Source organism: Streptomyces sp. GL_141 (assembly GCF_057834385.1).
In genome coordinates this window covers 3,613,236-3,626,956 of the sequence record NZ_CM174402.1, presented here as the reverse complement: position 1 = coordinate 3,626,956, position 13,721 = coordinate 3,613,236, and the positions used below count along the sequence as shown (strand labels likewise).

Below are 13,721 nucleotides of genomic sequence, written 5' to 3'. Positions count from 1 at the left end.
GCGGCCGCCCCGGTGTCACCACCCCGCGGGATCCCCCGCCGCCACCGCGAACACGCTCCCGTCCGGAGCCGACGCGTACACCCGCCCGTCCCCGACGACGGGCGCGGGCAGACTCGCCGCGAAGGTGTCCTTCCCGGAGCCCATCCGGGGCTTGGTCTGCCCCAGCAGCTTTCCCACACGCGCGTCGACGGCGAGCAGCCGGCCGTCGGAGGCGCTCAGGTAGACCCGGCCGTCGGCGAACACGGGGCGGGAGGCCAGGGCGATCCCCGTCTCCAGCCGCCACTCCTCCTTCGTGGCACCCAGGGCGACGAGCGCGCCGGTGGCCCCGAAGACGTACACGCCCCCGTCGGGTCCGACGGTCGCCTGCGCGTCGTAGAGCGGCGACGTGAGCCGCACGCGCCGTACGGTGCGCGTCGCCAGGTCCACCCGTACGACTCCGGCCGTCCTGGCCGGCTCGTCGTCGTTCAGCAGGTACAGGCCGCCTCGCGCCGTGCCGACGGGCTGCAGCCGTCCCGTGGTGCGGACCTGCCAGCGCACTGTTCCGTTCGCCGGGTCCACGGCCGAGACCTCCGTCGAGGCCGCAGCACTGTCGGGCGTCGCCACGTACAGCACGGCCTGGTCGGCCCCTTCCGAGCCGTGCCACCATACGGATCCGGGCCCGCCGATCCGCTTCGTCCAGCGTGGGGTGCCGCTGGCCGTGTCCACACCGGTGACGCTTCCCCCCGCCGCCTCGACCAGCAGCACCTGCCCGCCCGCGGCCACTACTTGCGTGCCGCCCGGCAGCTTCCGCCTCCACTGCTCCGTGCCGGTCCGGGCGTCCAGCGCCTGGAGCAGTTCGCTGCCCGGCGCCACCGCGAGAACCAAACCCGCCGCATGGAGGACGGGCCCGCCGACCGCGGTCTTCGTGCCCTGCGCGGGAGGGCGGACCGTCCACAGCACGGAACCGTCCGCCGGGGAGAGCCGGGCGGCCGTCAGACCGGACCCCGAGCAGTACAGGGCGGCGGATTCCCAGGAGCAGGACGCCGAGCGCGCTCCCAGGGCCACCGACCACGGGTCGGCGGCCTTCGGCACCGGTGGCGGCGACCCCGTCTGCTTCGCGGCGAGCCGCTCGGCAGGCGCCCCGGCCGACCCGAACTCCAGGTACCCGCCGGCCGCCCCGACGGCGAGCAGCAGCCCGAGCCCCGCCGCCAGCACCGCGGGCTTGACCCGTCGGCCACGGTCGCGACGGGGGGCGGGGGCCTGCTCCCGCCGGTGCGTGACCTCCTCGTCGACCACCGGCTGCCTCGGCCGCGGGATGAAGGCCTGCGTATCGAGATCCGTCGGGTACGCCACCGCCCGCAGCGCCACGATCAGCGCGTCCGCGCTCGGCCGCTCCGCCGGATCCTTGGCCAGGCACTGGGCCACCAGCGGCGCGAGCCGCTCCGGCAGACCGGTCAGGTCGGGCTCGCTGTGCACCACCTGGTACGCCACGAGGTAATGGCTGTCGGAGTCGAAGGGCCCCCGCCCGGTCGCCGCGTACACGAGAACCGCGCCCAGGGCGAAGACATCGGCCGCGGTCCCGACCTCCCGCGGCCGCTGGAACTGCTCCGGCGCCATGAACGGCGGGGTCCCGATCAGCTTGCCCGTCTCGGTGCGCAGATCGCTGTCCGCCGGCCGCGAGATCCCGAAGTCGATGACCCGCACCCCGTCCGGGGCCATCAGTACGTTGCTGGGCTTCAGGTCCCGGTGCACGACCCCCGCCCGGTGGATGTCCCGTAGGGCCTCCGCCAGTCCGGCGGCGAGCCGCGCCAGTTCCCGGGCCTCCAGCACCTGGTCCCGTACCCGCTCGGAGAGGGTCGGGGCATCGATGAACAGCGTGGCCATCCACGGCCGTTCGGCATCGGGATCGGCGTCGACGACGGGCGCGGTGAACGCTCCGCTCACCCGCCGGGCGGCCGCGACCTCCTGCCGGAACCGGGCCCGGAACTCCGGGTCCACGGCGTGCTGCGGATGCACGATCTTGACGGCGAGTTTCAGCCCCGACTCGGAGGTGGCCAGGTGGACGACGCCCATGCCGCCGGAACCGAGCACGGACTCGAGCCGGTACTGCCCGGCGTACTCCGGAAATCCCGCGTAGTCCGTCCGCGCTGAACGCACCGCTCACCACCCCCGCCGGAGCCTAGTCGATGGTCCGTGCGAATCTCCAAGGTCCTGCTACCCTGCGCGAGTTGCGCAGGGCAACACACCCTAGGGGGGTCATTTCGCATGTCCGTTGAGAGCGATTCAAGCCAAGTCCAGAGCCTGACCTCGGGGTCGGGATTCCCGACGTTCCCCGTCGCGCCCGGCTACCGGGTGAACGTCCGCAGCGGTCCCGGCACCAACTTTTCGATCGTCGACACCCTGCCGACCGGCGCCTCCGTGTCGATCCGCTGCCAGTGCGAGGGGACGACCATCACCGGCCCGTACGGCACGACGTCCATCTGGGACTGCATCGGGAACAGCCGCTTCGTCTCCGACGCCTACGTGAAGACGGGCAGCGACGGCTACGTCGCCACCCGCTGCGGCTGAGGTCCATCCGGCCCATCCGCGGGTCCGCCACCCGGCCCGACCCGTGAGACAGCCCGGGTCCCGCCCGCCCGGCGGGGGATAATCGCTGGTGTGAGCGACGACCAGCGAGACCAGACCCCCGCCGAGCCGGCCGCCGAGGCCCCGGCGCAGCCCGCCGTGCCCACCGGCCCCGAGCCCGAGCCGATCCGGTTCTTCGGCACCACCTGGGTGAACCACGACGGCGGCTACGGTGCGCGCCGCGTCGGCGCGGCCGCCGGTGCGCTGGTCCTCGCCGTCGTCAGCGCCTTCCTGCTCCGGTTCTCCTACGAGGGCCTGGAGATCGGTAACGTCGGCGCCTTCCTCAGCATCTCGGTCGTCATCCTCTTCGCGATCGCCAGCTCCATCGCCTTTGCCAAGACCTGGGAGTCCTTCAGCCGCCGGCAGCCCCCGTCCTCCGACGAGACCGCCCTCAAGGGCCTGAAGGCGATCGGTTTCATCGGCAGCCTCATCGCGTACTTCCTGCGCTGCTTCGTCGAGGCCCCCGGCGAGAAGCTGCGCCGCACCGAGTACGAGCACGCCTCGGCCGAATTCACCCGCCGGCGCAGTTCCCGTACCGGCAACCCGGCCGCCCGCCGCACCAAGCGCAAGAAGTAGCGCCGGACCGGCACCGCCCCCAGCCTTGCGCCGGGGCACCGCCGGGAGCATTATTCATCACATGATGAATAACCGAGCGGCCGCTGCCGTCCATGCCGACGGCCTCACCGTCCGCCGCGGCACCGGCCGCAGCCCCCGCACCGTCCTCGACGGCCTCTCCTTCGACGTCCCGCGCGGCCGCATCACCGGCCTCCTCGGCCCCTCCGGCTGCGGAAAGTCCACCCTCATGCGCGCCGTCGTCGGCACCCAGGCCCACGTCACCGGCACCCTCGACGTCCTCGGCCACCCCGCCGGGCACCCCGGACTCCGCTCCCGCATCGGCTACGTCACCCAGGCGCCCTCCGTCTACGACGACCTCACCGTCCGGCAGAACCTCGACTACTTCGCCGCGATCCTCGACCCCGGCCGCGCCGCCGCCGGGCGCCGCCGCGAGACCGTCACCCGGGCCATCGCCGACGTAGACCTCACCACCCACACCACCGCCCTCGCCGGAAACCTCTCCGGCGGCCAGCGCAGCAGGGTCTCCCTCGCGGTCGCCCTCCTCGGCAGCCCCGAGCTCCTCGTCCTCGACGAGCCGACCGTCGGGCTCGACCCGGTCCTGCGCCGCGACCTGTGGAACCTCTTCCACGACCTCGCCGCCACCCGCGGCGCCACCCTCCTCGTCTCCTCCCACGTCATGGACGAAGCCGAGCGCTGCCACGACCTCCTCCTCATGCGCGAGGGCCGCATCCTCGCGCAGGACACCCCCGAGGCACTGCGCACCCGTACCCACACCGACACCGTCGAAGAGGGCTTCCTCCACCTCGTCGACGCCGCGAACGCCGAAGCCGCCGCCGCCGCCACCCCGGCCCCCCACGGGAGCACCCGATGAGCACCGCCCGCACCGTCGCCACCGCCGCCCGCGTCCTGCGCCAGCTCCGCCACGACCCGCGCTCCATCGCGCTGATGCTGCTGGTCCCCGTACTGATGCTGATCCTGCTCCGCTACGTCTTCGACGGCAGCCCGCGGACGTTCAACAGCATCGGCGCATCCCTCCTCGGGATCTTCCCCCTCATCACGATGTTCCTGATCACCTCCATCGCGACCCTGCGCGAACGCACCTCCGGCACCCTCGAACGCCTCCTCGCCATGCCGCTCGGCAAGGGCGACCTCATCGCCGGCTACGCCCTCGCCTTCGGCGCCATGGCGGTCGTCCAGTCCCTGCTCGCCACCGGCGTCGCCCTCTGGGTCCTCGGCCTCGACGTCGTCGGCTCCCCGTGGCTGCTCCTGCTCGTCGCCCTCCTCGACGCCCTGCTCGGCACCGCACTCGGCCTCTTCGTCTCCGCCTTCGCCGCGTCCGAGTTCCAGGCCGTCCAGTTCATGCCGGCGGTGATCTTCCCCCAGCTCCTGCTGTGCGGCCTCTTCGCAGCCCGCGACACCATGCAGCCCGCCCTCGAAGCGATCTCGAACGTGCTGCCCATGTCCTATGCCGTCGACGGCATGGACCAGGTCCTCACCCACACCGACATGACCGCCGACTTCGTCCGCGACGTCGGCATCGTCGCCGGATGCGCCCTCCTGGTCCTCACCCTCGGCGCCGCGACCCTCCGCCGCCGCACCCCCTGACCGGAAGAACGGGCCTGACCGCAGTCCGGACAGCCCGTCGCCGTTCCGTGCACGAGTGCAAGGATGAGGACGCAAACCATGCATGCGTGCACGAACAGTTCGGCGAGGTGAATCGGGCATGACCCAGACAGTCGCAGTCCTCGGTACCGGCAAGATCGGCGAGGCCCTGCTCAGCGGGATGATCCGCGGCGGCTGGCCCGCCTCCAAGCTCCTCGTCACCGCCCGCCGCCCGGAACGCGCCGAGGAGCTCCGCACCCGCTACGGCGTCGAGGCCGTCACCAACGCCGAGGCCGCCAAGCGCGCCGACACGCTCATCCTCACCGTGAAGCCGCAGGACATGGGCAAGCTCCTCGAAGAGCTCGCCCCGCACGTCCCCGCCGACCGCCTGGTCATCAGCGGCGCGGCCGGCATCCCGACCTCCTTCTTCGAGGAGCGCCTCGCCCAGGGCACCCCCGTCGTCCGCGTCATGACGAACACCCCCGCCCTCGTCGACGAGGCCATGTCCGTCATCTCGGCCGGCAGCCACGCCACCGCCGCGCACCTCGCGCACACCGAGGAGATCTTCGGCGGCGTCGGCAAGACCCTGCGCGTCCCGGAATCCCAGCAGGACGCGGCCACCGCCCTCTCCGGCTCCGGCCCCGCGTACTTCTACTACCTCGTCGAGGCCATGACCGACGCCGGCATCCTCCTCGGACTGCCCCGCGCCCAGGCCCACGACCTCATCGTCCAGGCCGCCGTCGGCGCCGCCGTCATGCTCCGCGACAGCGGCGAGCACCCGGTCAAGCTCCGCGAAGCCGTCACCTCCCCGGCCGGCACCACCATCAACGCGATCGTGGAGCTGGAGAAGCACGGCGTACGGGCGGCCCTGATCGCCGCCCTCGAAGCGGCCCGCGACCGCAGCCGCGAACTCGCCTCCGGCAACAGCTGACACCCGCGGGTTCGGTACGGGGCCGCGCGCGCAGCCCCGTACCGACCCGCCCCACCCCTTCAGGGCTCCAGCAGCCCGATGGCCCGGTACGCCGAGTCGACGACGGGCCGCGCGATCGCCCGCGCCCGCCCGGCCCCCGCGCGCAGCACCGCCTCCACCGTCCCCGGATCGGCCGCCAGCTCCGCGTGCCGTACGCGGACCGGCCGCAGCAGCTCCACGACGGCGTCGGCCACGTCCCGCTTGAGCGCCCCGTACCCGGTGTACCCGTCGGCGAGCGCGGCCGGCTCACCCCCGGTGCAGGCGGCGAGGATGTCCAGCAGGTTCGCGACCCCGGGCCGCGAGGCGGGGTCGTAGACGACCCCGCCGTCCCCACCCTCTCCGCTGTCGGTGACGGCGCGCATCACCTTCTTCCGCACCGCCTCGGGCTCGTCGAGGATGAACACCACCCCGGGCCCCGCGTCCCCCGACTTCCCCATCTTCGACCGCGGGTCCTGCAGGTCCATGACCCGCGCCGCCACCACCGGATGCGTGGCCTTGGGCACGGTGAAGGTGTACCCGTACCGCTGGTTGAACCGCGCCGCCAGATCCCGGGTCAGCTCGACGTGCTGCCGCTGGTCCTCCCCTACGGGCACCTCCCCGGTCCGGTACGCCAGGATGTCGGCGGCCATCAGCACGGGATAGGTGAGCAGCGACAGCCGCACCCCTTCCCCCGAGGCCTGCGCCTTCGCGGCCTTCTCCTTGTACTGCACCATCCGCCGCAGCTCCCCGTCCGAAGCCGTGCACTCCAGCAGGTACGAGAGCCGGGCGTGCTCGTCCACGTGGCTCTGCACGAACAGCGTGCACTTCTCGGGAGTCAGCCCGGCGGCGAGCAACAGCGTCGCCGCCTGCCGACTGAGCCGGCGCACCCGGGCCGGATCGTGCTCGACGGTCAGGGCGTGCAGGTCGACCACGCAGAACAGCGCCTCGTCGGGCTCCTGCTCGGCGGCGACCCACTGCCGTACGGCCCCCAGGTAGTTCCCCAGCGTCAGATGCCCCGTCGGCTTGACCCCGCTGAAGATCCTCGTCATGTCCCTGCTCCCTGCTCGTGTCGGTGTGGGCGTCGACGCCACCGCGTCGGGCGACCGAGCCACTCCCGGGAGGGGAGAAACAGAAACGGCCGCCGTGATCGGCGGCCGTCGAGCGCGTGCGTGCTCGCGTGGATGGTCGGCCGCCGTCAGGCGGCCCACCAGCGAAGGTCGAGCGTGAGCGCACGCGTAGTCATGGGGGAGAGGCTAGACCCTGAGGGGTGAGGAGGGCGTCAGGTTTGTGCGCTCCGCGGGGCGGGTCAGCCTGGAGTTGACACACGTGTGCCGGATCCGTAAGGTTCTTCGAGTTGTCCGAAGTGAGCGCCGACCCCGGTCGGTCCCCGGACAGCCATCCCGCACTACACATTCGAACGAACGACTCACTTTGTCGTCCCGTTTTCATGCGTATTTGCGAATGAGGAATCCGCGTCCACGGACGCAGTCGCCGATTAGGTTCGGGGGCAAGGAATCCGCTACTGTCTCACTCGTCGCAAGGGCCCAACAGTCCGAACGACAAACCCCGTTGACTGGGAGTCAGGCCCGAAAGGATCTGATAGAGTCGAACTCGCCGGAAAGGGAAACGCGAAAGCGAAGAACTGGAAGGCGGAAAACAAGCGAGACAGACTCTGATAGAGTCTGAAACGCAAGAACAGAACAGAACGAAAGCCCGGAGGAAAGCCCGAGAGGGTGAGTACAAAGGAAGCGTCCGTTCCTTGAGAACTCAACAGCGTGCCAAAAATCAACGCCAAAAAGTTGATACCCCGTCCATTTCGGTGGATGAGGTTCCTTTGAAAAAGACCTGTGAGGTCGCGGCTTCGGCCCTGACGCTTGCAGGCAATTACACAGCGAGGACGCAGTGGACGGTCGGTCTTATTCCGACATGACTGTCCCGCTCTAAGTGCGTGTGCACCGGATAACCGGTAAACATTCATGGAGAGTTTGATCCTGGCTCAGGACGAACGCTGGCGGCGTGCTTAACACATGCAAGTCGAACGATGAAGCCCTTCGGGGTGGATTAGTGGCGAACGGGTGAGTAACACGTGGGCAATCTGCCCTTCACTCTGGGACAAGCCCTGGAAACGGGGTCTAATACCGGATAACACTCCTGCCTGCATGGGCGGGGGTTAAAAGCTCCGGCGGTGAAGGATGAGCCCGCGGCCTATCAGCTTGTTGGTGGGGTAATGGCCCACCAAGGCGACGACGGGTAGCCGGCCTGAGAGGGCGACCGGCCACACTGGGACTGAGACACGGCCCAGACTCCTACGGGAGGCAGCAGTGGGGAATATTGCACAATGGGCGAAAGCCTGATGCAGCGACGCCGCGTGAGGGATGACGGCCTTCGGGTTGTAAACCTCTTTCAGCAGGGAAGAAGCGAAAGTGACGGTACCTGCAGAAGAAGCGCCGGCTAACTACGTGCCAGCAGCCGCGGTAATACGTAGGGCGCAAGCGTTGTCCGGAATTATTGGGCGTAAAGAGCTCGTAGGCGGCTTGTCACGTCGGATGTGAAAGCCCGAGGCTTAACCTCGGGTCTGCATTCGATACGGGCTAGCTAGAGTGTGGTAGGGGAGATCGGAATTCCTGGTGTAGCGGTGAAATGCGCAGATATCAGGAGGAACACCGGTGGCGAAGGCGGATCTCTGGGCCATTACTGACGCTGAGGAGCGAAAGCGTGGGGAGCGAACAGGATTAGATACCCTGGTAGTCCACGCCGTAAACGTTGGGAACTAGGTGTTGGCGACATTCCACGTCGTCGGTGCCGCAGCTAACGCATTAAGTTCCCCGCCTGGGGAGTACGGCCGCAAGGCTAAAACTCAAAGGAATTGACGGGGGCCCGCACAAGCAGCGGAGCATGTGGCTTAATTCGACGCAACGCGAAGAACCTTACCAAGGCTTGACATATACCGGAAAGCATTAGAGATAGTGCCCCCCTTGTGGTCGGTATACAGGTGGTGCATGGCTGTCGTCAGCTCGTGTCGTGAGATGTTGGGTTAAGTCCCGCAACGAGCGCAACCCTTGTCCTGTGTTGCCAGCATGCCCTTCGGGGTGATGGGGACTCACAGGAGACCGCCGGGGTCAACTCGGAGGAAGGTGGGGACGACGTCAAGTCATCATGCCCCTTATGTCTTGGGCTGCACACGTGCTACAATGGCCGGTACAATGAGCTGCGATACCGTGAGGTGGAGCGAATCTCAAAAAGCCGGTCTCAGTTCGGATTGGGGTCTGCAACTCGACCCCATGAAGTCGGAGTTGCTAGTAATCGCAGATCAGCATTGCTGCGGTGAATACGTTCCCGGGCCTTGTACACACCGCCCGTCACGTCACGAAAGTCGGTAACACCCGAAGCCGGTGGCCCAACCCGTAAGGGAGGGAGCTGTCGAAGGTGGGACTGGCGATTGGGACGAAGTCGTAACAAGGTAGCCGTACCGGAAGGTGCGGCTGGATCACCTCCTTTCTAAGGAGCACAGTACCGATTGCAGACAAACGTTCTGCACGGTCAGCTCAGGGTGGAACGTTGATTAGTTGGCACGGTTTCCAAAACCTTCTGTGAGTACTGCTTCGGCGTGGAAAACAGTAAGAGTGGCGGGGATCGTGCTTGGCACGTTGTTGGGTATCTGAGGGTACGGCCGAAAGGCTTTATCTTCGCGATGCCGGCCCCAGTGAACTTCGTCTTCGGATGAGGGTGATGGGTGACTGGTCGTTGCTTGAGAACTACACAGTGGACGCGAGCATCTGTAGGCCAAGTTTTTAAGGGCGCACGGTGGATGCCTTGGCACCAGGAACCGATGAAGGACGTGAGAGGCCGCGATAGGCCCCGGGGAGCTGCCAACTGAGCTTTGATCCGGGGGTGTCCGAATGGGGAAACCCGGCAGTCGTCATGGGCTGTCACCCACTGCTGAACACATAGGCAGTGTGGAGGGAACGCGGGGAAGTGAAACATCTCAGTACCCGCAGGAAGAGAAAACAACCGTGATTCCGGGAGTAGTGGCGAGCGAAACCGGATGAGGCCAAACCGTATGCGTGTGATACCCGGCAGGGGTTGCGCATGCGGGGTTGTGGGAATTCTTTTGATCGGTCTGCCGGCCGGTCGGCGAGTCAAAAACCGTTGATGTAGTCGAAGGACATGCGAAAGGTCCGGCGTAGAGGGTAAGACCCCCGTAGACGAAACATCAGCGGCTTGCTTAAGAATCTCCCAAGTAGCACGGGGCCCGAGAAATCCCGTGTGAATCTGGCGGGACCACCCGCTAAGCCTAAATATTCCCTGGTGACCGATAGCGGATAGTACCGTGAGGGAATGGTGAAAAGTACCGCGGGAGCGGAGTGAAATAGTACCTGAAACCGTGTGCCTACAAGCCGTGGGAGCGTCGCTGTATGTGCTTGCACATACAGTCGTGACTGCGTGCCTTTTGAAGAATGAGCCTGCGAGTTAGCGGTGTGTAGCGAGGTTAACCCGTGTGGGGAAGCCGTAGCGAAAGCGAGTCCGAATAGGGCGATTGAGTTGCACGCTCTAGACCCGAAGCGGAGTGATCTAGCCATGGGCAGGTTGAAGCGGAGGTAAGACTTCGTGGAGGACCGAACCCACCAGGGTTGAAAACCTGGGGGATGACCTGTGGTTAGGGGTGAAAGGCCAATCAAACTCCGTGATAGCTGGTTCTCCCCGAAATGCATTTAGGTGCAGCGTCACGTGTTTCTTGCCGGAGGTAGAGCACTGGATAGGCGATGGGCCCTACCGGGTTACTGACCTTAGCCAAACTCCGAATGCCGGTAAGTGAGAGCGTGGCAGTGAGACTGTGGGGGATAAGCTCCATGGTCGAGAGGGAAACAGCCCAGAGCATCGACTAAGGCCCCTAAGCGTACGCTAAGTGGGAAAGGATGTGGAGTCGCAGAGACAACCAGGAGGTTGGCTTAGAAGCAGCCACCCTTGAAAGAGTGCGTAATAGCTCACTGGTCAAGTGATTCCGCGCCGACAATGTAGCGGGGCTCAAGCGTACCGCCGAAGTCGTGTCATTGCAGCAATAGGGCCAACGCCCGCTGTGATGGGTAGGGGAGCGTCGTGTGCCGGGTGAAGCAGCAGCGGAAGCTAGTTGTGGACGGTTCACGAGTGAGAATGCAGGCATGAGTAGCGATACACACGTGAGAAACGTGTGCGCCGATTGACTAAGGGTTCCTGGGTCAAGCTGATCTGCCCAGGGTAAGTCGGGACCTAAGGCGAGGCCGACAGGCGTAGTCGATGGACAACCGGTTGATATTCCGGTACCCGCTTTGAAACGCCCAATATCGAATCAGGCGATGCTAAGCCCGTGAAGCCGTTCCGGACCCTTCGGGGAAAGGAAAGTGGTGGAGCCGGCGAACCAGACTTGTAGTAGGTAAGCGATGGGGTGACGCAGGAAGGTAGTCCAGCCCGGGCGGTGGTAGTCCCGGGGTAAGGGTGTAGGCCGAGGGGTAGGCAAATCCGTCCCTCATATAAGGCTGAGACCTGATGCCGAGCCGATTGTGGTGAAGTGGATGATCCTATGCTGTCGAGAAAAGCCTCTAGCGAGTTTCATGGCGGCCCGTACCCTAAACCGACTCAGGTGGTCAGGTAGAGAATACCGAGGCGTTCGGGTGAACTATGGTTAAGGAACTCGGCAAAATGCCCCCGTAACTTCGGGAGAAGGGGGGCCATCACTGGTGATCGGATTTACTCCGTGAGCTGGGGGTGGCCGCAGAGACCAGCGAGAAGCGACTGTTTACTAAAAACACAGGTCCGTGCGAAGCCGTAAGGCGATGTATACGGACTGACGCCTGCCCGGTGCTGGAACGTTAAGGGGACCGGTTAGTCACATTTCGGTGTGGCGAAGCTGAGAACTTAAGCGCCAGTAAACGGCGGTGGTAACTATAACCATCCTAAGGTAGCGAAATTCCTTGTCGGGTAAGTTCCGACCTGCACGAATGGCGTAACGACTTCTCGACTGTCTCAACCATAGGCCCGGTGAAATTGCACTACGAGTAAAGATGCTCGTTTCGCGCAGCAGGACGGAAAGACCCCGGGACCTTTACTATAGTTTGATATTGGTGTTCGGTTCGGCTTGTGTAGGATAGGTGGGAGACTTTGAAGCAGCCACGCCAGTGGTTGTGGAGTCGTCGTTGAAATACCACTCTGGTCGTGCTGGATGTCTAACCTCGGTCCGTGATCCGGATCAGGGACAGTGTCTGATGGGTAGTTTAACTGGGGCGGTTGCCTCCCAAAAAGTAACGGAGGCGCCCAAAGGTTCCCTCAGCCTGGTTGGCAATCAGGTGTTGAGTGTAAGTGCACAAGGGAGCTTGACTGTGAGACCGACGGGTCGAGCAGGGACGAAAGTCGGGACTAGTGATCCGGCGGTGGCTTGTGGAAGCGCCGTCGCTCAACGGATAAAAGGTACCCCGGGGATAACAGGCTGATCTTCCCCAAGAGTCCATATCGACGGGATGGTTTGGCACCTCGATGTCGGCTCGTCGCATCCTGGGGCTGGAGTCGGTCCCAAGGGTTGGGCTGTTCGCCCATTAAAGCGGTACGCGAGCTGGGTTTAGAACGTCGTGAGACAGTTCGGTCCCTATCCGCTGTGCGCGTAGGAATATTGAGAAGGGCTGTCCCTAGTACGAGAGGACCGGGACGGACGAACCTCTGGTGTGCCAGTTGTCCTGCCAAGGGCATGGCTGGTTGGCTACGTTCGGGAGGGATAACCGCTGAAAGCATCTAAGCGGGAAGCCTGCTTCAAGATGAGTATTCCCACCTCCTTGAGAGGGTAAGGCTCCCAGTAGACGACTGGGTTGATAGGCCAGATGTGGAAGCCCGGTAACGGGTGGAGCTGACTGGTACTAATAGGCCGAGGGCTTGTCCTCAGTTGCTCGCGTCCACTGTGTTAGTTCTGAAGTAACGAACTGTGTTCATATCCGGTTGGTTAACTTCATAGTGTTTCGGTGGTCATAGCGTTAGGGAAACGCCCGGTTTACATTCCGAACCCGGAAGCTAAGCCTTTCAGCGCCGATGGTACTGCAGGGGGGACCCTGTGGGAGAGTAGGACGCCGCCGAACAATCATTGTAGAAAGCCCCGTACCGGGTAACCGGTACGGGGCTTTTCTGCGTTTCGGGCCAAAACCTAGCTGAGGGTGAGCGGGAGCCGGCCAGGATCTTTGGATGTCCTGCGGATGCCCGGCATGGGGTCCGGATGGATTGGGGCTGACGGCTCGTAGGGTTGTCGCATGGGCTACGACCTCGTCATCTTCGACAACGACGGCGTGCTGGTGGACAGTGAGCCGCTCGCCAACAGCATCCTCGCCGGGTACCTGACCGAGCTGGGCCACCCGACCTCGTACGAGGAGTCGCTCCGCGACTACATGGGGGCCGCGGTCCACCGGGTCCACGACCTGGTGCGGGAGCGGACCGGGCAGGCGCTGCCGGCCGACTTCGACAGCACGCTGCACGCCCGTACCTTCGCCGCCTTCGAGCGGGAGCTCAAGCCCGTGCCCGGGGTCGAGGGGGTGCTGGCGGCTCTGGTCGAGAGCGGGACCGCGTACTGTCTCGCGTCCTCCGGGAGCCACGAGCGGATCCGGGTCGGGCACCGGGCGGCCGGGCTCGACGAATGGTTCGAGGAGGAGTGGATCTTCAGTTCGGAGGATGTGGGGAAGGGGAAGCCCGCCCCCGATCTGTTCCTGCACGCCGCGGATCAGATGGGCGTGGCCCCGGCGCGGTGCGTGGTCGTCGAGGACAGCCCGCTGGGCGTCCAGGCCGCGCTGGCCGCGGGGATGGACGTGCTCGGGTACACGGCGATGATGCCCGCCGACCGGCTGCCCGGCGCCACCGGATACTTCGGCGACATGAACCAGCTCGCCGGGTTGCTGGGCCTGGCCGAGGGCGCGGGCTCCGGATACACCGGCTACAGCGGTGGGTTCTCGCACTGACCCAATCGATATGTGATCGCTCTACC

8 protein-coding genes and 3 rRNA genes are annotated in these 13,721 nt (G+C 65.7%); 9 read left to right on the top strand and 2 right to left on the bottom strand.

The features are described 5' to 3' along the window. Positions 1-15: 15 nt before the first annotated feature. Positions 16-2,136, bottom strand: a complete 2,121-nt coding sequence (locus AC3IX6_RS15710; RefSeq protein ID WP_489370695.1) for a serine/threonine-protein kinase — start codon at positions 2,134-2,136, stop codon at positions 16-18. 108 nt (positions 2,137-2,244) lie between these two features. On the opposite strand from AC3IX6_RS15710, the gene AC3IX6_RS15705 reads away from it, so the two are divergent. The 5 genes from AC3IX6_RS15705 (at position 2,245) to proC (ending at position 5,713) form a co-directional block, all read left to right on the top strand. After that, complete coding sequence (locus tag AC3IX6_RS15705) at positions 2,245-2,547, top strand: peptidase (protein ID WP_489370694.1); 303 nt, start codon at positions 2,245-2,247, stop codon at positions 2,545-2,547. 90 nt (positions 2,548-2,637) lie between these two features. Continuing rightward, positions 2,638-3,180 (top strand): hypothetical protein, encoded by a 543-nt coding sequence (locus AC3IX6_RS15700; protein WP_489370693.1) that lies wholly within the window; start codon positions 2,638-2,640, stop codon positions 3,178-3,180. A gap of 61 nt (positions 3,181-3,241) precedes the next feature. Next, on the top strand, positions 3,242-4,051 hold the full coding sequence (locus tag AC3IX6_RS15695) for an ABC transporter ATP-binding protein (RefSeq protein WP_489370692.1): 810 nt from the start codon (positions 3,242-3,244) through the stop codon (positions 4,049-4,051). Then, on the top strand, positions 4,048-4,785 hold the full coding sequence (locus AC3IX6_RS15690; protein WP_489370691.1) for an ABC transporter permease: 738 nt from the start codon (positions 4,048-4,050) through the stop codon (positions 4,783-4,785). The genes AC3IX6_RS15695 and AC3IX6_RS15690 overlap by 4 nt, the downstream gene beginning before the upstream one ends. 118 nt (positions 4,786-4,903) lie before the next feature. Continuing rightward, entirely contained in the window at positions 4,904-5,713 is an 810-nt protein-coding gene (proC, locus tag AC3IX6_RS15685; RefSeq protein ID WP_266956141.1) for a pyrroline-5-carboxylate reductase, read from the top strand. Between the two features lie 59 nt (positions 5,714-5,772). Here proC and trpS read toward each other — a convergent pair whose 3' ends face one another. Further along, positions 5,773-6,780, bottom strand: coding sequence for a tryptophan--tRNA ligase (trpS, locus tag AC3IX6_RS15680; protein ID WP_489370690.1), 1,008 nt, complete (start codon positions 6,778-6,780; stop codon positions 5,773-5,775). Positions 6,781-7,704: 924 nt separating this feature from the next. On the opposite strand from trpS, the gene AC3IX6_RS15675 reads away from it, so the two are divergent. The 4 genes from AC3IX6_RS15675 to AC3IX6_RS15660 all read left to right on the top strand — a co-directional run bounded on the left by AC3IX6_RS15675 (position 7,705) and on the right by AC3IX6_RS15660 (position 13,695). Beyond that, positions 7,705-9,229 (top strand): 16S ribosomal RNA (locus tag AC3IX6_RS15675). 283 nt (positions 9,230-9,512) lie between these two features. Further along, positions 9,513-12,636 (top strand): 23S ribosomal RNA (locus tag AC3IX6_RS15670). A 74-nt stretch (positions 12,637-12,710) separates the two neighbouring features. Then, positions 12,711-12,828: ribosomal RNA gene (gene rrf / locus AC3IX6_RS15665) — 5S ribosomal RNA — on the top strand. Together the 16S, 23S and 5S rRNA genes form the textbook arrangement of a ribosomal RNA operon. Before the next feature lie 168 nt (positions 12,829-12,996). Next, positions 12,997-13,695 carry an HAD family hydrolase gene (locus tag AC3IX6_RS15660; RefSeq protein ID WP_489370688.1) on the top strand — a complete coding sequence of 233 codons (699 nt, stop codon included), beginning with the start codon at positions 12,997-12,999 and terminating at the stop codon, positions 13,693-13,695. The last annotated feature ends 26 nt before the right edge of the window (positions 13,696-13,721 follow it).